Genomic DNA, 21,479 nt, shown 5'->3' on the forward strand with positions numbered 1-21,479 from the left:
ATGTACGAGATCAGCGCTGCAGCACTTCCGGATTTAGAAGCGTCGGCGGCTGCTTGCCGGACAGCGCGGCAATCAGATTGTCTGCTGCGAGCATGGCCATGGCCAGCCGGGTGGCGCGCGTGGACGAGCCGATGTGCGGCGTGAGCACGACGTTGTCGAGTGCGAAATAGCGCTCGTCGAGCGCAGGCTCGTTCTCGAACACGTCGAGGCCTGCGCCGGCGATGCGCCGTTGCTGCAGTGCCTCGATCAGCGCCGAATCATCGACGATGCCACCGCGTGCGATGTTGATGAGATGCGCGGAAGGCTTCATCTTCGCGATCTCCGCCGCGCCGATGACGTGGTGGGTGGCCGGCGAATACGGCAGCAACAGCACCAGGAAATCAGCTTCGGCCAACAAGGTGTCGCGTTCGACCCAGCTCGCCTTGCAGGCGGCTTCCTGCTCGGGCGTGAGGTGCGAACGGTTGTGATAGATCACGCGCATGTCGAAACCCAGCGCACGGCGCGCCACGGCCTGACCGATGCGGCCCATGCCGAGGATGCCCAGCGTGGCGTGATGGATGTCCGACCCGAGCCAGTCGTCGCGAAACTTCCAGCCTTTCCACTGCCCTTCGCGCACCCAGCGGTCGGCGCCGACGATGCGCCGGCCGGCCGACAGGATCAGCGCCCAGGCCGTGTCGGCGGTGGTGTCGTTGAGCACACCGGGGGTGTTGGTGGCCATCACGCCGGCGGCGGTAATGGCCGGCAGATCAAAGTTGTTGTAGCCGACGGCAACGTTGCACACGGCCTTCACGCCCGGTGCGGCCGCCAACACGGCCGCGTCGATGCGGTCCGACAGCATGGTGATGGCGCCGGACTTGTCGGCCAGCCGTGCCTTGAGTTCGTCGGCCGGCAGCGGTGCGTCGCGGTCGTTGTAGTCGATGTCGAAATGCGGCGTGAGGTGTTCGATGACTTCCGGAAACACCTGACGCGCGACGAGGATCTTCGGTTTGATGGCTAGTCCTCCTTGCGACGCATTGATTCGTAGAACTCATAGGCCGCCATGCCGATGCCGATCGCGACCACGACGATCATCGCGATCTCCTTGATCTTGAACAGCGGCGGCAACAGGAAGGCCGTGAGTGCGGCCAGTCCGAGCAGACCTGCGAAAAGTTTGAAGCTCATTTGAGGTTCTCCTTTAATCGGCAGCCGTCAGGGAGGCCACAAGCCAGCGCGCGGTGCGCAGCAACCGTGCGTCGTCGCCAACGCGGCCGACCAGCTGCACGCCCACCGGAAGACCGTTGCCGGCACTGAGCAACGGAAGGTTGATGGCCGGCATGCCGCAGAAGGTCCACAGCGTGCAGAACTGGGGGCTGCCGGTCGACTCCAGACCGTGCGGTGCCGGCCCGTGCGCAGACGGGGTAATGATGGCGTCGAAGCGGTCAAAGACTTCATCGAGCGATTCGGTGATCGGCTCGATGCGCGCTTCGGCGCGGCGGTAGTCCACCACCGTGATCGCCCGACCGCGTTCGATCTGCTCGCGCAGCATGTCGGACATCTTGTCCTTGCCGCGTTCGTAATCGGTCTCGTAGCTCGCGGCGATATCCGCTTCCATGATGGTCTTGTGCCAGTCCAGCGCCTGCGCCGACGATTCCGGCAGGATGAACTCGCCGACCTGATCGCCGAGGTGCGCAACCAGTTCGCCAAAGCCCTCGCGCACATCCGCGTCCAGCTGGTCCCACCAGGGAGTGCGGATCAAGGCCAGCGTCGGCGTCAGCGGCGGCTCTTCCTCGCACACCTTGAGCATCGGAAGCGGCGCACGCGGACGCATGTCGGCCTCGAATTCGTCGTACGCCGAGATGACTTCGCCGATCAGCGCGATGTCTTCGACCGAGCGCGCGAAGCAACCCGCCTGATCAAGCGGCGGAGACTGCTGCAGGATCCCGCGGCATGACACCACGCCACGGCTCGGCTTGAAGCCAAACACGCCGCAAAACGCCGCCGGACGGATCACCGACCCATTGGTCTGGGTGCCGATCGCGAGCGGCACCATGCCGGCCGCAACCGCCGCTGCCGAACCGCTCGACGAGCCACCCGGCGTGTGTTCCGCGTTGTGCGGATTGCGCGTTTTGCCCGGCGACATGGTGGCCATTTCGGTCGTCACCGTCTTGCCAAGAATCACCGCACCAGCGGCACGCAGAGCGTCCACAACCTTGGCGTCGACGCGCGGGCTGCGCCCCGAATGCAGCTTCGTCCCGTCCTCGGTCGGCATGTCGGCGGTATCAATGATGTCCTTGATACCCACCGGCACACCGTGCAGCGGCCCCAGCGGCTTGCCCTCGGCACGCCACTTGTCGGCCTTGCGAGCGATGGTCAGGGCGTGCTCGACGTCCAGGTACGCCCAGGCCTGCACTTCGGGTTCGCGCGCCTCGATCTGCGCGAGACACGCCTTCACGATGTCTTCCGAACTGAACACACCGTCACGGATGCCTTGTGCTACCTGACGGGCGGACAACCAGTTAAGTCCTTCCATATCTTCGTTATGCCTCAATTTCCGTAGAACACTTCGGGCAACCAATACACCAGTTGCGGGAAGACGTAGACCAGCACCATCGACAGGAACACGAGCATCAGGAACGGCATGCAGCCCTTGAATATCTCGACCAGCTCGATGCTGCCCTTCGGCACGACCCCTTTGAGGTAGTACGCCGCCATGGCCATGGGTGGTGTCAGAAACGATGTCTGCAAGTTCAGGGCGATGAGGATACCGAAGAACAGCGGGTCGACTCCGAAGTGCGGCAGCAGCGGCAGGAAGATCGGCACGAAGATGATGATGATCTCGCTCCACTCCAGCGGCCAGCCGAGAATGAAGATGATCAATTGCGCCAGCAGCAGGAAAGTGATGGTGTTCAGATCCAGCCCGAGCACGAAGTCCTTGATCAGGTGCTCGCCGCCCAGATAGGAGAACACCGACGAGAAGGTCCACGAACCGACGAACAGCCAGCACACCATCGCCGTCGTGCGCGCGGTCAGGAACACCGCCTCCTTGAGACGATTCCAGTTCAGCGCGCGGTAGGCCGCAGCCAGCACAACGGCACCGGAAGCACCGATGGCGGCCGCTTCGGTCGGCGTGGCCAGGCCGAACAAGATGGAACCGAGCACTGCAAGGATCAGCGTCGCCAGCGGAACGACCGCCTGCAGCATCAACACGAAGACGCGCACTACGGATACGCCTTCGGTCTGCTCGCGCGGCAGTTTGGGCGCCAGCGACGGGTTGATCAGCACGCGGGTGACGATATACACGCCGTAGAGACTGGCCAGCAGCATGCCGGGGATCAAGGCGGCGGCGTAGAGCTTGACGACCGAAACGCCGGCCGTCGCGCTATACACGATGAGCATGATCGACGGCGGAATGAGGATGCCGAGCGTGCCGCCTGCGGCGATGACACCCGCCGACAGCCGCCGGTCATAGCCGGCCTTCATCATGGCCGGGAACGCCAGCAGCCCCATCAGGGTGACCACTGCACCGACGATGCCGGTGGCCGTCGCGAACAAGGCGCAAGTCACCAGCGCGGCGATCGCCATCGAGCCCGGAACGAAGCGGAACGCGAGTTGCAGACTGAAGAACAGGCGGTCGAGGATGTTTGATCGCTCGACCATGTAGCCCATGAACAAAAACAGTGGAATCGCCGTGAGCACGTCATTGTTCATGACGCTGAAGGTGTTCTGCGTCAGCAGGTAGAACACCCGGTTATCAAAGAACGCCTGATCGGGCGTGAAGTACGCGTAGTAACCAAAGCCCACACCCATTGCAATCAGCGTGAAAGCAATCGGGAAGCCAAGCAGGATGATGAATATGAACCCGCCCAGCATCAGGAGAGCAACTTGTGGATCGGTCATTTGCTGACTCCCGTCATGGCTTCTTGTTGCTCGGCGGCATCTTCGCGCGCCTGTTTCAATACAGAGGCTTCGAGCTCTTCGACGTCATGCAGACGCTCCGGCCAGAAACCGTTTCGAATGCACAGAACGCAGCGCAGAACTTCGGCTATGCCCTGCAGTACCAGCAAGGCGCCAGCCGCCGGGATGATCAGCTTGAGTTGCCAGATCGGCACGCCGACCGGGCTGTTGACGCTGCGCTCACCGATGCGGAAGGACTCCATGCCGTAGGACCAGCCCGAGTAGCACAGCGCGATCACGCCCGGAAAGAAGAAGATGATGTACAGGAACAACTCCAGACTGCCTTGCACGCGCGGCGGCATCAGTCGGTAAAACACATCGCCGCGCACGTGCGCACCACGTGACAGCGCGTAGGCACCCGACATCAGGAACAAGCCCCCATAGAGGATGTAACTCATGTCGTAGGACCAACTCGTCGGGTCGTTCAGCGCGTACCGGACGAAGACTTCATAGGTAGTACCCAGTGTCAGGACGACAATGCACCAGGCAAAGGCGTGGCCAACCGATTTTGAAATCTGGTCAATGCCATGCAAAAGGGTTTGGATCAACATGCAGTGCCGCTCCGCGAGACAGGGCGACGGACCGAAGTCCGCCGCCGTGTTGATGCGAGTACCCGATCAGAAACCGAGCTTGCCGAAGACGTGCTCGTAAGCAGCCTTGTAGTCGGCGTTGTTGAAGAAGTGGTAGTAACCCACACGCTGGGCCCAGCCCTTCTGCGACTCCCAGACCTTGGCGAAGAACGGGTCTTCCTTGATCAGACGCTCGGTCACCACGTCCCAGGCCTTGATCTGCGCGTCGAAGATGTCCTGCGGCGTGCGGATGATGTTGACCTTGTCCTTCTCCTTCAGCGCCTGCAGGTCGGACGAGTAGAGGTCCATCGCCAGCGCATAGTTGGCGGTAGAAGCCGCCTCGGCGCCGTACTTCAGGATGGCCTTGAGGTCGTTCGGGAGCGCGTCGTACTTCTTCTTGTTGAAGACGATCTCGAAGAACTCCATGGACTGGTGATAGCTGCCCATCATGTAGTTCTTGGCCACGTCCTGGGCGCCGAAACGGCGGTCCGAGGTCGGGTTGTTGAACTCGAAGGCATCGATCACGCCACGCTCCATTGCCGGGACGATCTCGCCACCCGGCAGCTGGGTCACACGCATGCCCATTTCCTGCATCAGGTCGGCAGCCAGGCCCACGGTGCGGTACTTGAAGCCCTTGAGCTCGGCGGCAGTCTTGATCGGGTTCTTGAACCAGCCCAAGGGCTGGGTCGGCATCGGCATGGCGAAGAAGCCGACCACGTTCAGGTTGAGCTTCTTGACCAGTTCGTCATAGAAGACCTGCCCTTCCTTGTGGATCCACGCCAGCGTCTGCGCAGCATCGCAACCGCTCACCGGACCGGAACCGAACAGGGACGCGACCTTGCTCTTGCCGTACCAGTACACGGCGACCTGGTGACCGGCGTCGATGACGCCCTTGGAGGTCGCATCCATGACTTCGAACGGCTTGACGACTGAACCGCCAACCAGATAGTCGATGCGCATGCGGCCTTCGGCCATTTCATTGACGCGCTTGACGTACTCCTCGGCCATGTCGTTGAAGACGTCCTTGGCGCCCCACGCGCCCTGCATCTTCAACACGACCGGCGACTGGGCAACGGCGATCATCGGGAACCCGGTGATCGCGGCACCCGCGGCACCAACCGATGCGGTGGTCAGGAACTTGCGGCGCGAGGGCTGCTTCACCGGCTCGGCCTGCGTTGTTTTGACTTCGGTCTCCATTTACATCTCCTCCGTTTGTGTACTGCGAAAGGGTGCTGCTGTCATCAATTGCTCCGACCGCAAGCACGGACAGAACGCCTGATCCTGTTTTTATGGTCTTCGCACTGCGTACCGAAGGAGCCGCCGCACTACCGTCCGAGAGTTGATCGGAGGAGACTCGTGGACTGCGCCTTCCGCCTGCCGAACCGGCACACGCATAAGAATGACTTATGCTTGTATACAAGGCTCTGATGGAGAGTATTCCTGGCCGGCAGACAACGGCTATTGTGGATATCGCGGACTGTACGGGGCGGTCAGATGCTGGTCCGTGAAACTGACATGTCAGCACGACGTAAGCTTGGGAGGCTCTGAAATGAAAAACGCGGCACCCGAAGACGGGTACCGCGTTTTTTTACTGGTGCTGCTGACCGGAATCGAACTGGTGACCTACTGATTACGAATCAGTTGCTCTACCGACTGAGCTACAGCAGCGAAGGGTCGCAAATATACCCGAGGGTGACGACTGCAGCAACCGCAGATCAGATCACTTCCAGGCGAATTCCGCCCACGCCCTCGACTTCACCTTCCATCACGTCGCCGCGCTGGATCGGCCCGACCCCCGCCGGAGTACCGGTCATGATCAAGTCGCCGGGTCGCAGTTCAAAATAGCGCGACAGGATCGCGATCTGCTCTGCCGTCTTCCAGATCATCTGGCTCAGGTCTCCCCGCTGACGCACTTCACCATTGATCGCGAACACAAGCGCGCCCGCCTCGGGGTGCCCCGCCACAGCAACAGGAACCAGCTCGGAGCACGGTGCCGAGTGCTCGAAGGCCTTGCCCACCTCCCACGGACGGCCGAGTTGCTTGGCTTCGGCCTGCAGGTCACGGCGGGTCATGTCGAGACCGACGCCGTAGCCGAAAACCAGGTCAAGCGCCTCGGCCACCGGCACGTCTGTGCCGCCTTTGCCCAGGGCTACGACCAGCTCGAACTCGAACTGCACGTCGGCGCTTTGCCCGGGATAAGGAAAATCCAGGCCGACCAGCAGATTGTCGGGATTCTTCTGAAAGAAGAACGGCGCCTCCCGGTCGGGGTCGTGCCCCATTTCGACAGCATGGGCAGCGTAGTTGCGGCCGATACAGTAAATGCGGTGTACGGGAAATCGCTTTGAACTGCCCCGTATCGGGAGACTGGCCCGCTCACACGGAGGAAAGATGTAGTCAGTGTCGTTGCTCATGTCACGCTCCTCCCGCATCAGCTGTCCCGGCCCGCGTCAGCGTCCATCCTCCTGGCCTTGTCGGCGAAATCGCGATTCCCAAACAAGCTGACTGTCACCTTACATTTTTTGCGCATCGCACCACGCCACGACCTGCAAAGAGTCGGCCTCGCTGGAGAATACTCGCTGCGCGCTGGCAAGCAATCTCGCAAGCCACTGTTATCTCTACACCGCAAGTGCATTTGATTTCCATCCTCAGAGCGCAAACTTGTTCTGTGTACGTATAAATACTATATTGCATCGCAGCATAACTTCCCCTAAAAAGACATTTCCCACCACCCCGGGTGTTATATCTTTTACAAGACCTGGTCGGCCCTCAAAGGGCGCGCCCCGGCATCTGCAGTGCGGATTTGCGGACAACCTTCGCAAGCAGCGCGCCGCGAACGATACGGGGAAGGTTGGCCGTCACACCCGGGCCGACCCGCCTCCCCGTCGATTTCATCGTTTTCGCAATCGACAGGAGCGCTCAATGATTCTCGACCGACACCCCGAGCAAGCCGCCGACGCGGCGCTCGCACCCGAACCAACCTCCAACCCCTTTCAGACGATGGAGGCCACTTCCATGACTTCCCGCATCCAGTGCGGCCAGCTGGCCGTCGACGCACGCCTGCACCGCTTCATCGAAGCCGAGGCCCTGCCGGGTAGCGGCATCGACGCACAACAGTTCTGGAAGGGCTTCAGCACGCTCACACACGATCTCGCGCCGCGCGTGCGGGCGCTGCTCGCCGAACGTGATCGCCTGCAGGGCGAACTGGACCAGTGGCACTGCATCAACCCGGGCCCGGTGCGCGACATGGTGGCGTATCGCGACTTCCTCGAATCCATCGGCTACCTCGCGCCAGCACCCACACCATTCAAGGTAACCACGCAAAACGTGGATGAGGAGATCAGCCGCCTCGCCGGACCACAACTGGTTGTTCCGGTCACCAACGCCCGCTACGCACTGAATGCCGCCAACGCGCGCTGGGGCAGCCTGTATGACGCGCTCTACGGCACTGACGCGGTGCCCGACGTCGACGGCGCCGAGCGCAGCGACGGCTACAACCCAGTGCGCGGCAAGAAGGTGGTGGCGCGCGTGCGCGAGATGCTTGACCGCGCTGCGCCGCTCGCCAGCGGCACCTATGCGCTGATTCAATCGCTGCGCGTGCGCGACGGCCGGCTCATCGCGCGACTGGCCGACGGCTCGGAAACCAGCCTGGTCGACAACTCGCAATTCGCCGGCCACCAGGGCGAAGCCGACGCGCCAACTGCGGTGCTGCTGCGTCACAACGGGCTGCACATCGAGATCTGCATCGACCGCGACACCCAGACCGGCCGCAGTGATCCGGCGGGCATCAGTGATGTGGTCGTCGAGGCCGCACTGACCACCATTGTCGACCTCGAAGACTCGATCGCCGCAGTTGATGCCGAAGACAAGGTGCTGGCCTATCGCAACTGGCTGGGGCTGATGCAGGGCACGCTGACTGCGAGCTTCGACAAGGACGGCACAGCGGTGCGCCGCACACTGGCCGCCGATCGTGAGTACGCCGCGCCCGACGGCAGCACGCTGCGCCTGCATGGCCGCTCGCTGATGTTCCTGCGCAACGTCGGCTCGCTGCTGACCTGCCCGGCCGTGCTGCTCGAAGATGGCAGCGATATTCCGGAAGAAATCCTCGACGCCGTGGTCGGCAGTCTGATCTCGCTGCACGACCTCAAATCGCGCCGCAACTCGCGCGCCGGCAGTATCTACATCGTCAAACCCAAAATGCACGGCCCGACCGAAGTGGCTTTTGCCGGCGAACTGTTCAGCCACGTCGAGCGCCTGCTCGGCCTGCCGCAGGACACCATCAAGCTCGGCATCATGGATGAGGAGCGTCGCACTTCGGTGAACCTCGCCGCCTGCATTGCCGCTGCCAAGTCACGCGTGGCCTTCATCAACACCGGCTTCCTCGACCGCACCGGCGACGAGATCCACACCGCCATGGAAGCCGGCCCGATGATCCGCAAGGCGGCCATGAAAGGCACGCCGTGGATCGCCGCCTATGAACGCCACAATGTCATCGCCGGCCTGGCCTGCGGCCTGCGTGGCAAGGCACAGATCGGCAAGGGCATGTGGGCCATGCCGGACAAGATGGCGGCCATGCTCGAGCAGAAGATCGTGCATCCCAAGGCCGGCGCCAACACCGCCTGGGTACCCTCACCCACCGCCGCCACGCTGCACGCCTGGCACTACCACGAAGTCGATGTCGCCTCGCTGCAGGAACAGATGGAGCATGACTGCGACTACGCGGCGGAACGCAATGCGCTGCTCAACGACATCCTCACCGTGCCGGTGGCGATCAAGCCCGAGTGGAGCGCCACCGAAATCCGCCAGGAGTTGGAGAACAACGCGCAAGGCATTCTCGGCTACGTGGTGCGCTGGATCGATCAGGGCGTGGGCTGCTCCAAAGTGCCCGACATCAACGATGTCGGCCTGATGGAAGATCGCGCCACGCTGCGCATCTCGAGCCAGCACATCGCCAACTGGCTGCACCACGGCGTGTGCACGGAGCAGGAAGTGCGCGACACACTGCGCCGCATGGCCACGGTGGTGGACGGACAGAATGCCGGCGATCCGGCCTATCGCGCGATGAGCGATGACTTCGACAATTCGATTGCTTTCCGCGCCGCGTCCGAGCTGATCTTCAAAGGCTGCGCCCAGCCCAACGGCTACACCGAGCCGCTGCTGCACCATTGGCGCCTGGCGGCGAAAGCCGCAGGCTGACCACCCTCCGCCAAAACACGTCGGCGCCCCACGGGGCGCCGTTTTCTTTGCGCCGCCGACTTGCAGCATCGGGCGCTCCGACGGAAACTGCCTGCATGCACAAGAACACGGACACCGCAGCCCAGCGCGTTCACTGGCGGAGCAATCGCATGCTGACGGCCGGCCTGCTGTTGCTGTGGTTCATCCTTGTGCTTGGCACGGCGCTGTTCGCGCGCGAGATCAACCTTCAATCCCTGTTCGGCGTGCCGCTGGCCTTCTACATCTTTGCCCAGGGCGCCCCCATCCTGTTCCTCGTCATCATCGGCATCTATGCCCGCGTGATGAATCGCCTCGATCGTCGGCACCTCGCCTCTCGGCAGGGCGACACCCCTCAGCAATAGCCCCCGAAATACTTGCGCCGTTTAAGGCTCTTGTAAGTTTCGACAAACATACTCTGAACCACGATGCATCATTCGTGGTTCTCCGAGAACACCCGCGCTGTTACGCGAAACCGGACTCCACGCATGCCACAGATTCACCAACCACTTCCACTGCGGACTTTTGCCCGCGTGCTTACGCCCCCGGTAGACATACCGGGGGTTTTTTTTGCTCTCACGCCATTCCGCTCTCACACTTTCCGCACAGTCATCCGGCACATCGAATCGGTGCCGAAAAAGGCACAAGACATTCAGAGCAGAGAGAACGAAGAAAGCCGTCAAGTGTTATAATTCGCCCCTTTTCTGACCCACTTTCGAGGTGCCGCCTTGTCCCTCGCCGTCCAGCCCACGCTCGACATCGATACCTTCCACCCGCCGCATCGCATCCTGCTCGGCCCGGGCCCGTCCGATCTGCATCCGCAGGTCAAGTCGGCACTGGCGCAGGACGTCATCGGCTATCTGGATCCAATCTTCGTCACCATGATGGAAGAGCTGAAAACGCTGATGCGTTACGCCTTCCAGACCAAGAATGCACTGACCTTCCCGATGTCCGGCCCCGGTTCGGTCGGCATGGAAGCCTGCTTCGTCAACCTGGTCGAACCGGGTGACAAGGTCATCGTGTGTCGCAACGGCGTGTTCGGCGGTCGCATGATCGAGAACGTCGAGCGTTGCGGTGGCACCGCCATCGTTGTCGAGGAAGACTGGGGCAAACCGGTCGACCCGCAGAAGCTCGAAGACGCGCTCAAGGCCAATCCCGGTGTCGCAGTCGTTGCCTTCGTGCATGCCGAGACCTCGACCGGTGCTCAGTCCGACGCGCAAACGCTGTGCGACATCGCACGCAAGTACGACGCGCTGACCATCGTCGACGCCGTCACGTCGCTCGCCGGCACCCCGGTGCTGATCGACGAATGGGGTGTCGATGCGGTGTATTCGGCCACGCAGAAATGCCTGTCGTGCACGCCGGGCCTGTCGCCGGTCAGCTTCTCCGACCGCGCCATCGCCAAGCTCAAGGCGCGCAAGACGCGCGTGCAGAGCTGGTTCATGGACCTGAACCTGGTGCTCGATTACTGGAGCGCCGGCCAGCGTACTTATCATCACACCGCGCCGGGCAACAGCCTTTACGGCCTGCACGAAGCCCTGCGCCTGCTCGCAGCCGAAGGGCTGGAGCACGCCTGGGCCCGCCACCAGCGCCATCACGAAGCCCTCAAGGCCGGTCTGGATACGCTCGGCCTGAAGTTCGTCGTGGCCGAAGGCGCACGCCTGCCGCAGATGAACGCGGTGTGGGTACCGGAAGGCATCGATGACAAGCTGGTGCGCCGCACGCTGCTCGACGAGTACTCGGTCGAAATCGGCGCCGGCCTCGGCCCGCTCGCCGGCAAGATCTGGCGCTTTGGCCTGATGGGCTATTCGGCACGCGAAGAGAACGTGCTCGGCGCCCTGTCCGCCATGGAAATGGTGCTCGACGCCAATGGCCGTTCTGTCGAGCCGGGTGCCGCCATCACGGCTGCCCAGCGCGTGTTCGCACAGCAGCATCACATCCCGCGCACTGCGGCGGTCTGATCGGCCCCTGCGGCAGCAACAAAAAAGCCACGGCATGCCGTGGCTTTTTTTCGTTCATCGTGCCGGACCTGCAGCTCGGTGACGACATCTCCGAAGCTACGCACCTCGCGCGCCGACGCCATCACGATCAGAGCGGTGGTGCGCCTTCCCGGCACCGCATTCGGCCTGTGCCCAACCGGCCGGCGACGCTCGAGCGAATTGACCTTGTGCGAGCAAAAGCTCGCAAGATCCAGATAGCGCCAGATACCTCAGAATGAAAAACGCCGGGACCAGCCCGGCGTTTTCTTAGGCAGAAAGAGCCGCCCTTTTTATCAGCCCACTCGCAGGCGCGGCACCTCAGGCACTCACTGCGGCCAGCGCGGCATTGAAGGTCGCGCTGGGGCACATTACTGCCTTGCATTTCGCCGCATCCACATGGAAGTAGCCACCGACATCCACCTCCTTGCCCTGAACCTCCTTGAGCTCGGCGACGATGCTCTGCTCGCCCTTTTCCAGCGATTTCGCCAGCGGCGCAAAGAAGGCGGCCAGTTCCGCGTCGTCGGTCTGCGCGGCCAGCGCCTGGGCCCAATACAGGGTCAGGTAGAACTGGCTGCCGCGGTTGTCCAGCTCACCGGTACGACGCGAAGGAGACTTATCGAGATCGAGCAACTTGCCGGTGGCTTCGTCCAGGGTTTTGGCCAGCATCTTGGCCTTGGCATTGCCGTTCTTGATACCAAGGTCTTCCAGCGACACCGCCAGCGCCAGAAACTCACCCAGCGAATCCCAGCGCAGGTGGTTTTCTTCCACCAGCTGCTGCACATGCTTGGGCGCGGAGCCGCCGGCGCCGGTCTCGTACAGGCCGCCACCAGCCATCAGCGGCACGATGGACAGCATCTTGGCCGAGGTGCCCAACTCCATGATGGGGAACAGGTCGGTGAGGTAGTCGCGCAGGATGTTGCCGGTCACCGAAATGGTGTCCAGCCCGCGCACAACGCGCTCCAGCGTGAAGCGCATGGCGCGCACCTGCGACATGATCTGGATGTCCAGCCCGCTGGTGTCGTGCTCCTTCAGATAGGCCCGAACCTTCTTGATGAGCTCGTTCTCGTGCGGCCGATAGGGGTCGAGCCAGAAGATCGCCGGCATGCCGGAATTGCGCGCGCGGGTCACGGCCAGCTTGACCCAGTCGCGGATCGGCGCGTCCTTCACCTGGCACATACGCCAGATATCGCCCGCCTCGACGTTCTGCGACAGCAGCACTTCGCCGGTGGCGAGATCGGTGATGTTGGCGACACCGGCCTCGGGAATCTCGTAGGTCTTGTCGTGGGAGCCGTACTCCTCGGCCTTCTGCGCCATCAGGCCGACGTTGGGCACGGTGCCCATGGTCTTCGGGTCGAAGTTACCGTGCCATTTGCAGAAGTTGATCATCTCCTGGTAAATGCGGGCAAAGGTCGACTCCGGCATCACCGCCTTGCAATCGTAGGGCTTGCCGTCGGCGCCCCACATCTTGCCGCCCTGCCGAATCATGGCCGGCATGGAGGCATCGACGATCACGTCGTTGGGCGAATGGAAGTTGGTGATGCCCTTGGCGGAATCCACCATGGCCAGTTCCGGACGGTGCTCCTGGCAGGCATGCAGATCGCGGATGATCTCGTCGCGCTGGGATTCCGGCAGAGTCTTGATCTTCTCGTAGAGATCACCCATGCCGTTGTTGACGTTGATACCCAGCTCATCGAACAGCTTGCCGTGCTTCTCGAACGCATTCTTGTAGTAAATCTTGACGCAGTGGCCAAAGACGATGGGGTGCGAAACCTTCATCATCGTCGCCTTCACATGCAGCGAGAACAGGATGCCGGCCTCGCGGCAGTCCTCGAGTTCCTTCTCGTAGAACTCGCACAGCGCCTTCTTGCTCATGAACATCGAATCGACGATCTCGCCGTCCTGCAACGCGACCTTGGACTTGAGCACGATGGTCTTGCCCGAAGCGGTGATCAGTTCCATCTTCACGTCGCGCGCGCCATCCAGCGTCATCGACTTTTCGCCGTGATAGAAATCGCCGTGATGCATGTGCGAGACGTGGGTGCGCGACCACTGCTTCCACTCACCCATGGAGTGCGGATGCTTCCTGGCGTAGTTCTTCACCGCCAGCGGTGCGCGGCGATCAGAGTTGCCTTCGCGCAGCACCGGGTTCACCGCCGAGCCCAGACATTTGGAGTAGCGTGCCTTGATGGCCTTGTCTTCGTCGCTCTTCGGGTCCTCCGGGAAATCCGGCACCTTGTAGCCCTTGCCCTGCAGCTCCTTCACCGCGGCCTTCAGCTGGCCCACCGAGGCAGAGATGTTCGGCAGTTTGATGATGTTGGCGTCCGGCTGTAGCGTCAGCGCGCCCAGTTCGGCCAAGGTGTTGGGCACCTTCTGATCGTCGCTCAGAAACTCGGGGAACTCGGCCAGCACGCGGCTTGCCAGCGAGATGTCGGCTTCCTCGACATTGATCCCGGCGGGAGCAGTGAAAGCTCGGACCACCGGCAGAAAGGCGGCGGTCGCCAGCATCGGCGCTTCGTCGGTAATGGTGTAGAAGATGGTCGGCTGCTGCGACATTGCTTGTTTCTCCCTCATGGACTGGGTGCGCTGATCGAACGATGGCACAGACGGGGAATGGCCCGAAGGCGCCAACACGTCGAAAGAGACGGGGCCGCGAGCGGGGCTGAAGAACCTGGTCACTCGCGACTACTTCCAGCCGTGTGCGCAACCACTTTCGGCGCGCCTCGACTTGCCTGCATCCACGGTGCCTCGCGACGCCCCACCGGCGTTTCGAGGCCCACATTATAGCGCCGCGACGCCACCCGAAGGCCAGCCACAAAATCGGCTTTCACAATATGAAAAATTACAGAATATAAAAGATATAAGACTTGCTGCCGCAGCATGCAGCAGATCCCAGCAAGACGGCCTTAAAGCATGTCTTCCTAGGATTCGACCGCATCCAACTGCACACCTGCCGCTTGACGCACAGCGCTCCGTTCCTCCTCCGGGCGGCCTGAACTTCAGGACGACGCGGCTCGCGCTGGGTGACTACGAGCACAGTCGGGCATTCGCGCCAAGCGCACCCGCGGTGTCCGAACATTGTCGCAAGCCCCCCCCCGGCCCAGTTCCTCGCCCCATGAAAAACGGGCCGCGCCTTCCGAAGAAAGCGCGGCCCGCCCGGAGAGAACATGCCGGGTTGCACCCGGCGGGAAATCAGGCGAGACCCGGGTTGCCGTCCATGCCCTTGAGCTTGGGCATGTTGATATCGACCTGACGGATGACCTTGCGGTCGCGCAGGTAGCGGCCGACGACGTCCCACACCGGCGGGCCGGAATCGCGCGCCGCTTCCGACACCGGCGCCCAGCCCGCCACCTTGTAGATCTTGGCCGGGTCGATAGGCTTGCCGTTCAGCGTCATGTCGCTGATGCGGTTACCCATCGACGCCGTGGGATCGCAGGTGTATTGCAGCCCGCCCACACGCACCATGTCGCCCCCCTGCTGATAGTAGGGGTCGGGGTTGAAGATGTTGTCGCAGACGTCTTCGAGCACCGTCTTGATCATCTCGCCGCTCATGTTCGTGACCGTGGTCCATGGATAGGTGATGGCGGTCTGGTCGAGCAGGTGTTCCATCGTGATGGTGTCGCCCGGCAGCAACGAGGTGCCCCAGCGGAAGCCGGGAGAGAAGGCGATCTCGGCATCCATCTCGGCCATCAGGGCATCCACCAGCAACTGGTCCCACGAGCCGTTGAAATTGCCGCGGCGGTAGAGCAGGCCTTCGGTCACGGCCAGCTTCTCGGACAGCGTATCCATGTACGGCGCGCGCACCTTGTCGATCAGCGCCTGCATCTCGGCGTCGGCCGGCAGCAGCTTGGAGAACACCGGCAGCAGCTTGTAGCGGAAATCGCGCACCTTGCCGTCGCGCACGTCGAAATCCATCACGCCGAGGAACTTGCTGTTGGAGCCGGCATTGGTCACCAGCGTCTTGCCGCCGGCGTTCTCGACGACGCTCGGGGCCGGCACGCCATCGTGGGTGTGGCCGCCGAAAATGGCGTCGATGCCAGTCACGCGGGTGGCCATCTTGAGGTCTACGTCCATGCCGTTGTGCGACAGCACGACGACCACTTGCGCGCCTTCGGCACGCGCGGCATCGACCGCTTCCTGCATTTCGCGGTCGCGGATGCCGAAGGTCCAGTCCGGCGTCAGCCAGCGCGGGTTGGCCACCGGCGTATAGGGGAAGGCCTGACCGACGATGGCAACCGGAATGCCATTGATGTTCTTGATGACATAGGGCTTGAAGACCGGGTCTTCGAAATCGGTGGTCTTGACGTTCTGCGCCACGATGTCGACGTGACCGGCGAAGTCCTTCTCTTCGATTTCCTTCACGCGTTCAGCGCCCAGCGTGCTCTCCCAGTGCAGGGTCATGACATCCACGCCGAGCAGCTTGCAGGCGTCGACCATGTCCTGGCCTTTGGTCCACAAGGCGGTGCCCGAGCCCTGCCAGGTGTCGCCGCCGTCAAGCAACAGCGAACCGGGGCGGCTGGCCTTGATGCGCTTGACCAGGGTCGCCAGGTGCGCGAAACCACCAACCTTGCCGTAGTTGCGGGCGGCCTCGGTGAAGTTCAGATAGGTGAAGGCATGCGCCTCGATGCTGCCCGGCTGGTAGCCGTAGTGCTTGAGCAGCGCATCACCCACGAGGTGCGGCGGCTCGCCAAACATGCCGGCGATGCCTAGATTCACGCTGGGCTCACGGAAGTAGACCGGCGTCAGCTGGGCATGACAGTCGGTGATGTGCAGCAGGCTGACGTTGCCGAAAGGGGGCAGATCGTAAAGCGTTTCGGCTGATTTCGCGGCACGCGCGAAGTCACTCGAAAGCGTCATCCCGCCTGCGGCAGCCACCGCGAGGATCTGCATGAATTCACGACGGTTCATCGACATGGCTTACCCTTTCTGTTTTATATCAATGTCTTGAGCAGCGCTCTACAGAACTGCGAGGCAAAAAAAGCCCGCGGCCTGCGCCGCGGGCCGTGGTGCTGGGCTTACTTGTTGACCGGGGACTCCGGATCAAAGAGATACGCCATCACGTGGCGGATCTGGTCTTCGGTCAGGATGCCGCCGTAGCCGTTGCGCGGCATGTCGCTGCACGCGTTGTAGGCCTTGGAGTTGTAGAGCTTGCCCCAGGTGTACTTCACGATCTCGTCGGAACGACCGCGAACCTTGGCGTAGCCCTGCAGATTCGGACCAATCGTGCCGTAGGACATTTCAGCCGGGTCCAGACCGTGGCAGTTGTAGCAACCGCCGCCCACCGTGGAATCCGGCTTGTCCGACCAGGTCAGGCCGCGGCCGCTGAACGCGATCTTGTACCCTTCCTTCCAGTCGCCGCCCTCCCAGTACTTGCCATCCGAAGGCCATTTGATGGTCTTCATCTCGGCCGCTTCCAGCTCTCGCGCACGGGCATCACTGAGCGAACCCGGATCCGAGCAGGCCTTCTGGGTTTCGTCCTGCACCATACGGTCCATGGTCGCCTGGCCGCTGGCCTTGAACGATTCCTGGATCATCTTCTGCATCTTGTCGCCGCCGTGGTTGTCGGCGAACGCCAGTCCGGCGCACAGCGCCAGCGGCGCAATCATCAGCATTTTTTTCATGGCCGTTGCTCCTCAGCGCTTGGCAGCGGGTGCGTTCATCTTGCCGCCGTTGGCCGTACCGGCCATGTAGACGGACAGCGCGATGGTGACGTCGGAGCCATAGATCGGCTCAGCCGTGCGCTGCTGACGGTAACAGTCGTTCAGACGGTGCTGCATGGTCCAGAACTGCGAGTTGGACACGCGATACGCCGGCCACGAACCCCAGCCTGCAGCAGCCCCTTCGTGCTTGGTCAGGTTGGGCAGATCCTGCATGCGGATACGCTCGCCATCGCTCGAGTGGCAAGTGGCGCAGGCGAAATCCATCGGTCCCGAGCGGTACCAGAAGGCCTGCTGGCCCAGCTCGTACATTTCCTTCATCTTGGGATGATCGAGGTTGACCTGGATGGTGTCGCCGCGCGACTGACCCACCACGTAGGCAACCAGTTCTGCGACCTTGCCGCGCTCGCCCTGACGGAACTTGCCGTTGATGATTTCCGAGGACGGAATGCCCTGCAGGTTCTCGATACAGGTCATCAGACGCGACTCGAGATCCTGCACACGGCCGGTGTCCTGGAAATAGCGCGGCATCTGGGCGTATGCGCCCTGGACCACGCCGGGCCCGAGGCCCAGATCACATTGTTCGAGCGTGGCGTTCTTCGGCCCGCGCGGCGTGACCCACAGTTCCTCGCCGGCCATCTCGTACAGTTCCGCCGGGTTGCTGTCCTGAATCATCTGGCGGTACTGCTCGAGGGCTGCGGCGGTGTTGTCCGCAAACGCTCCGGACGACCCCCCTGCGATCGCGGCGGCAACCGCCGCTGTGACTATGCTTTTCTTCATCGTCTCTCCTCCGGGTTAATGCTGGTACTGCATTGCAGTGCCTCGCGCTGACCGGGCTGCCTCGACTGCGAAACGGGTTCGCCTGCCGCTGCCGACCCGGCGCCGGCAGGCATCAGCGGATCTGCACCTTGTCGGTACGCGACTCACCCTTGTTGTCTTTCCAGCTCACTTCGACCGTATCGCCCGAGGCGCCGCCCTTGAACTTGAACGCCAGGTACGGGTTGGTCGAAACCGACGGCCCCATCTCGACGTTGAGCACGACCTTGTCGTTGTGCTTGGCCGTGAGTTCGGTGATGTAGTGCGCGGGAATCGGTTGACCGTCGCCACCGCGACGCTGCCCGGTTTCCATCGGGTGCGACATCAGCACTCGTACTTCGGTAACGCCGTCCGCAGTGGCGGCGCGAATTCGCATGGGTCCTGCCATGTTGATCTCCTTTTGTTCCTGAATGGCTTAGCCGCCGCAGCCGCCGAGGGTGACCTTGATTTCCTTCTTGGCCATGTAGTACTTGCCGTCCGCCTTCACGACGGCATACACGTCCGAGGTCTGGCCCATCTTGATGCGGGTCTGCACTTCACCCAGGGTTCCTTGCGGGAACGTGAAGTTGGCTGCGACCATGTTCGGGTTCTTCTCGACCATGATCGAAACCGACTCGGTTCCATCCAGCGAACTGCTCACGCCCACCGGAACAACGGCACCGTTCTCCGCGATGTCCGGCGCAACGATCTGCACCTTGTCACTGACTTCCGGCTTGCCGGCACCCAGCGCGGCCAGCGCGTCGTCCATGCTCTTGGCTTCGAACACTTTCGGGTCGCGCGCCAGCGCGCTACCCGGCTTGACCAGGCCCGCGGCAACCAGCATGCCGAAGATTCCCAACCCGCCCCCGGTCTTGAGGGCACCCCTGCGTTGATGATTCATCCCGTCTCTCCTCTGAGTGAAACCTGCTTTACTGCGCCTTGGCGCCTGACAACAACCACTGGACGATCGCCTCGACTTCCTCGTCCGTCACGTGGCCCTGCGGCGGCATGGGAACGGCTCCCCATACGCCCATTCCACCTTTCCGAATCTTGTCTGCAAGATACGCAGCCGCGTCAGCCCGATCGCGATGTTTTGCCGCAACATCCTTGAGGCTCGGCCCGACAATGCGCTTGTCCACGCCGTGACAGGCAAGGCAACCCTTGGCCTGTACCGCAGCATAGCCCTTGCCGTCGTCCGACGGCGCGGCCGCTGCCGGCTCGTCAGCCGACTCGCTCGTCTGCTGACCCCGCACCGGGCCGACCACGCGGTTCTGGTCGGCAAGGTTGCCGTGCGCGTCGCGCGCGTGTTCGGGCAGGGCGGACACGAGTTCCACTTTGCCCTTGCAGTTAGTCATGCACGCGACGTTCTGTACATCAGGGATTCCCCCGTTCCCAATGCCGCCCTGCGCTGCGGGCGCCCCCGGCCACATGCCGTGGTCGGTGCTCATGCCGTTTCGGTTGGGCATGCGCTGCTGCACTTCCCGGATGGTCCGGTCATTCAACTCGTAGTCAAACGGAATCACTTCTGCCAGGTTCAGCATGTAGGCCAGCAAGGCGTATACGTCATCGTCCGACAGCGACTTCGGCGCGGTCCATGGCATTGCGCGACGAATATAGTCGAACAAGGTCGTCACGGTCGGCACTTTCATCATCGTCGTGCGCTGCGGGAAGCCGCCTGTCACCAGCGCGCGCACCCGGCCGGTCTTGATGTCGTCCTGCGTGGTGCCGCCGACCAGCGGCGTGAACACCTCGTTGGATTCGCCGAAGATGCCGTGGCACGAGGCGCACTGCCGCTCCCACAGCACTTCGCCATCGGCCGCAATACCCTTGCCCGTAGGCAGGCCCTTGAAGTCGGGGCGCACGTCGATGTCCCAGGCCTGGACTTCGGCGCTGGTTGCAGGGCGACCGATGCCGGGATACTGCTCGAAAGCCACAGCCGAGCTTGCGCCGGACACCAGCGCCGCAGCGATGAGCATTTTAGAGAACCTGGACATTGCCCACCTCACCCGACTCCGACACCTTCCACGATTGAATGGCGTTGTTGTGATAGATCGATGACGACCCGCGCACCTTGCGCAACTGCCCGTAGGACGGCTGCACGTAACCGGTTTCGTCGACCGCGCGCGACTGCAGGATGTAGGGCTTGCCATCCCACACCCAGTCACAGTTGAAGCGCGTCAGCGCCTTGCTTTGCACCGGCCCCTCGATGCGCGCCGGCATCCAGTTGATGCCGCCGTCGACCGAGACATCGACGCGCGTGACCTTGCCGCGACCCGACCAGGCCAGCCCACTGATGTTGTGGAAGCCTTTGTCGAGGAGGATCTGACCGCCCGACGGGCTGGTAATGACCGACTTGCACTCCTGGATCGAGGTGTACTGGCGGTGCGTACCGTCCGGCATCTTGTCGATGTAGTGCACCGCCTCGTCCTTGGTGCCCCATGGCATGTCGCCGACTTCGATGCGACGCAGCCACTTCACCCAGCTGACGCCCTGCACGCCCGGCACCACCAGACGCAGCGGATAGCCGTTCTCGGGACGCATCATCTCGCCGTTCATGCCATACGCCACCAGCACCTCGCCGGACTCGACCATCTCCATCGGGATGGTGCGTGTCATCGACGAACCATCGGCGCCTTCGGCGAGGAGGTAGCGACCCTTCTTGTAGTCGGCACCGCACATATCGAGGATGAGCTTCAGCGGCACGCCGGTGAATTCCGAACAGGACAGCATGCCGTGGCTGTACTGCACCGTCGGCACGGCCACGTTGCCCCACTCCATGCCGGTGTTGGCGCCGCACTCGATGAAGTGGATACGCGACACCGAAGGCAGACGCATCAGCTCATCCATGGTGTAGATCGCCTCGGTCTTGACCAGACCGTTGATCATCAGGCGATGGCGACTGGGATCGACGTCATGCCAGCCCTGGTGGTGGCGCTCGAAGTGCAGGCCGGAGGGCGTGATCATGCCGAACAGCCCTTGCAGCGGCGCAAAGCTCACCGATGAACCCGGCACACGGGTCAGGCCCGGGCTCTCGCGACGCACCAGCCCCGCTTCGTATTTCGAGGGCATGCCGTAGGGGTTGGCTGCCACCGGCTGGCCCAGCGTGGTGGACCACTGCGGCAACTCCAGAATCGCCGGATCACCGGCGTTCCTGCTACCGACAGCCATGGCGGCCGGTGCAGCCATGGCTGCGCCAGCGGCGAGAAAGGCATTGCGCAGGAAGTCACGGCGCCCGGCGGCAACCTCTCTGATCTGCTCCCCGCTCAGGAAGTTTTCCGGAGCCGGGCGAATACGGCCGGGCCGGAAGTCTGGGTGTGTCATTCCTTGCTTCTCCAGTGATA

At 62.6% G+C, this 21,479-nt stretch carries 18 protein-coding genes and 1 tRNA gene; 3 read left to right on the top strand and 16 right to left on the bottom strand.

Translation table 11 applies throughout. The features are described 5' to 3' along the window. Positions 1 to 10: 10 nt before the first annotated feature. From AC6H0N_RS00900 to AC6H0N_RS00935, 8 genes are all read right to left on the bottom strand, one after another. Positions 11 to 1,018 (bottom strand): 2-hydroxyacid dehydrogenase, encoded by a 1,008-nt coding sequence (locus AC6H0N_RS00900; protein WP_497573222.1) that lies wholly within the window; start codon positions 1,016 to 1,018, stop codon positions 11 to 13. Beyond that, positions 994 to 1,161, bottom strand: coding sequence for a hypothetical protein (locus AC6H0N_RS00905; RefSeq protein ID WP_497572168.1), 168 nt, complete (start codon positions 1,159 to 1,161; stop codon positions 994 to 996). Before AC6H0N_RS00905 ends, AC6H0N_RS00900 begins: the two co-directional genes overlap by 25 nt. 13 nt (positions 1,162 to 1,174) lie before the next feature. Next, positions 1,175 to 2,509: an amidase gene (locus AC6H0N_RS00910; protein WP_497572169.1), complete on the bottom strand. Its 1,335-nt coding sequence runs from the start codon at positions 2,507 to 2,509 to the stop codon at positions 1,175 to 1,177. 14 nt (positions 2,510 to 2,523) lie between these two features. Then, positions 2,524 to 3,876 carry a TRAP transporter large permease gene (locus AC6H0N_RS00915; protein ID WP_497572170.1) on the bottom strand — a complete coding sequence of 451 codons (1,353 nt, stop codon included), beginning with the start codon at positions 3,874 to 3,876 and terminating at the stop codon, positions 2,524 to 2,526. After that, entirely contained in the window at positions 3,873 to 4,484 is a 612-nt protein-coding gene (locus AC6H0N_RS00920) for a TRAP transporter small permease subunit (RefSeq protein ID WP_497572171.1), read from the bottom strand. Before AC6H0N_RS00920 ends, AC6H0N_RS00915 begins: the two co-directional genes overlap by 4 nt. A 66-nt stretch (positions 4,485 to 4,550) precedes the next feature. Beyond that, on the bottom strand, positions 4,551 to 5,699 hold the full coding sequence (locus AC6H0N_RS00925; protein ID WP_497572172.1) for a TRAP transporter substrate-binding protein: 1,149 nt from the start codon (positions 5,697 to 5,699) through the stop codon (positions 4,551 to 4,553). Positions 5,700 to 6,094: 395 nt separating this feature from the next. Then, a tRNA-Thr gene (locus tag AC6H0N_RS00930) sits at positions 6,095 to 6,170 on the bottom strand. A 47-nt stretch (positions 6,171 to 6,217) separates the two neighbouring features. After that, complete coding sequence (locus tag AC6H0N_RS00935) at positions 6,218 to 6,931, bottom strand: fumarylacetoacetate hydrolase family protein (RefSeq protein ID WP_497572173.1); 714 nt, start codon at positions 6,929 to 6,931, stop codon at positions 6,218 to 6,220. Positions 6,932 to 7,514: 583 nt separating this feature from the next. Between AC6H0N_RS00935 and AC6H0N_RS00940 the strand changes: the two genes are divergently transcribed. The 3 genes from AC6H0N_RS00940 (at position 7,515) to AC6H0N_RS00950 (ending at position 11,671) form a co-directional block, all read left to right on the top strand. Continuing rightward, positions 7,515 to 9,695, top strand: a complete 2,181-nt coding sequence (locus tag AC6H0N_RS00940; protein WP_497573223.1) for a malate synthase G — start codon at positions 7,515 to 7,517, stop codon at positions 9,693 to 9,695. Between the two features lie 95 nt (positions 9,696 to 9,790). Then, positions 9,791 to 10,075 (top strand): DUF4212 domain-containing protein, encoded by a 285-nt coding sequence (locus tag AC6H0N_RS00945; protein WP_497572174.1) that lies wholly within the window; start codon positions 9,791 to 9,793, stop codon positions 10,073 to 10,075. Positions 10,076 to 10,438: 363 nt separating this feature from the next. Then, on the top strand, positions 10,439 to 11,671 hold the full coding sequence (locus AC6H0N_RS00950; RefSeq protein ID WP_497572175.1) for a pyridoxal-phosphate-dependent aminotransferase family protein: 1,233 nt from the start codon (positions 10,439 to 10,441) through the stop codon (positions 11,669 to 11,671). Positions 11,672 to 12,007: 336 nt separating this feature from the next. On the opposite strand, the gene AC6H0N_RS00955 is transcribed toward AC6H0N_RS00950, so the two are convergent. From AC6H0N_RS00955 to soxC, 8 genes are all read right to left on the bottom strand, one after another. After that, on the bottom strand, positions 12,008 to 14,242 hold the full coding sequence (locus tag AC6H0N_RS00955; RefSeq protein WP_497572176.1) for an NADP-dependent isocitrate dehydrogenase: 2,235 nt from the start codon (positions 14,240 to 14,242) through the stop codon (positions 12,008 to 12,010). A 636-nt stretch (positions 14,243 to 14,878) separates the two neighbouring features. Beyond that, positions 14,879 to 16,594: a thiosulfohydrolase SoxB gene (gene soxB, locus AC6H0N_RS00960; protein WP_497572177.1), complete on the bottom strand. Its 1,716-nt coding sequence runs from the start codon at positions 16,592 to 16,594 to the stop codon at positions 14,879 to 14,881. A gap of 107 nt (positions 16,595 to 16,701) precedes the next feature. Then, on the bottom strand, positions 16,702 to 17,307 hold the full coding sequence (gene soxX, locus AC6H0N_RS00965) for a sulfur oxidation c-type cytochrome SoxX (protein WP_497572178.1): 606 nt from the start codon (positions 17,305 to 17,307) through the stop codon (positions 16,702 to 16,704). A gap of 12 nt (positions 17,308 to 17,319) precedes the next feature. Further along, complete coding sequence (gene soxA / locus AC6H0N_RS00970; RefSeq protein WP_497572179.1) at positions 17,320 to 18,123, bottom strand: sulfur oxidation c-type cytochrome SoxA; 804 nt, start codon at positions 18,121 to 18,123, stop codon at positions 17,320 to 17,322. Between the two features lie 112 nt (positions 18,124 to 18,235). Beyond that, positions 18,236 to 18,547: a thiosulfate oxidation carrier complex protein SoxZ gene (soxZ, locus tag AC6H0N_RS00975; RefSeq protein ID WP_497572180.1), complete on the bottom strand. Its 312-nt coding sequence runs from the start codon at positions 18,545 to 18,547 to the stop codon at positions 18,236 to 18,238. 27 nt (positions 18,548 to 18,574) lie between these two features. After that, positions 18,575 to 19,039, bottom strand: a complete 465-nt coding sequence (gene soxY, locus AC6H0N_RS00980) for a thiosulfate oxidation carrier protein SoxY (protein ID WP_497572181.1) — start codon at positions 19,037 to 19,039, stop codon at positions 18,575 to 18,577. 28 nt (positions 19,040 to 19,067) lie between these two features. Then, a complete protein-coding gene (locus AC6H0N_RS00985) occupies positions 19,068 to 20,114 on the bottom strand; it encodes a c-type cytochrome (protein ID WP_497572182.1) in 1,047 nt (348 codons plus the stop codon). A gap of 1 nt (position 20,115) precedes the next feature. Beyond that, positions 20,116 to 21,459 (bottom strand): sulfite dehydrogenase, encoded by a 1,344-nt coding sequence (soxC, locus tag AC6H0N_RS00990; protein ID WP_497572183.1) that lies wholly within the window; start codon positions 21,457 to 21,459, stop codon positions 20,116 to 20,118. Between the last annotated feature and the right edge of the window lie 20 nt (positions 21,460 to 21,479).

This window comes from Pseudazoarcus sp. NS34 (assembly GCF_059703725.1).

Bases quoted from the DNA above. Each gene is read 5' to 3' on its own strand.
- AC6H0N_RS00905 (WP_497572168.1), bottom strand. From the start codon at position 1,161: ATGAGCTTCAAACTTTTCGCAGGTCTGCTCGGACTGGCCGCACTCACG.
- AC6H0N_RS00910 (WP_497572169.1), bottom strand. From the start codon at position 2,509: ATGGAAGGACTTAACTGGTTGTCCGCCCGTCAGGTAGCACAAGGCATC.
- AC6H0N_RS00915 (WP_497572170.1), bottom strand. From the start codon at position 3,876: ATGACCGATCCACAAGTTGCTCTCCTGATGCTGGGCGGGTTCATATTC.
- AC6H0N_RS00920 (WP_497572171.1), bottom strand. From the start codon at position 4,484: ATGTTGATCCAAACCCTTTTGCATGGCATTGACCAGATTTCAAAATCG.
- AC6H0N_RS00925 (WP_497572172.1), bottom strand. From the start codon at position 5,699: ATGGAGACCGAAGTCAAAACAACGCAGGCCGAGCCGGTGAAGCAGCCC.
- AC6H0N_RS00935 (WP_497572173.1), bottom strand. From the start codon at position 6,931: ATGCGGGAGGAGCGTGACATGAGCAACGACACTGACTACATCTTTCCT.
- AC6H0N_RS00940 (WP_497573223.1), top strand. From the start codon at position 7,515: ATGACTTCCCGCATCCAGTGCGGCCAGCTGGCCGTCGACGCACGCCTG.
- AC6H0N_RS00945 (WP_497572174.1), top strand. From the start codon at position 9,791: ATGCACAAGAACACGGACACCGCAGCCCAGCGCGTTCACTGGCGGAGC.
- AC6H0N_RS00955 (WP_497572176.1), bottom strand. From the start codon at position 14,242: ATGTCGCAGCAGCCGACCATCTTCTACACCATTACCGACGAAGCGCCG.
- soxB (WP_497572177.1), bottom strand. From the start codon at position 16,594: ATGAACCGTCGTGAATTCATGCAGATCCTCGCGGTGGCTGCCGCAGGC.
- soxX (WP_497572178.1), bottom strand. From the start codon at position 17,307: ATGAAAAAAATGCTGATGATTGCGCCGCTGGCGCTGTGCGCCGGACTG.
- soxA (WP_497572179.1), bottom strand. From the start codon at position 18,123: ATGAAGAAAAGCATAGTCACAGCGGCGGTTGCCGCCGCGATCGCAGGG.
- soxZ (WP_497572180.1), bottom strand. From the start codon at position 18,547: ATGGCAGGACCCATGCGAATTCGCGCCGCCACTGCGGACGGCGTTACC.
- soxY (WP_497572181.1), bottom strand. From the start codon at position 19,039: ATGAATCATCAACGCAGGGGTGCCCTCAAGACCGGGGGCGGGTTGGGA.
- AC6H0N_RS00985 (WP_497572182.1), bottom strand. From the start codon at position 20,114: ATGCTCATCGCTGCGGCGCTGGTGTCCGGCGCAAGCTCGGCTGTGGCT.
- soxC (WP_497572183.1), bottom strand. From the start codon at position 21,459: ATGACACACCCAGACTTCCGGCCCGGCCGTATTCGCCCGGCTCCGGAA.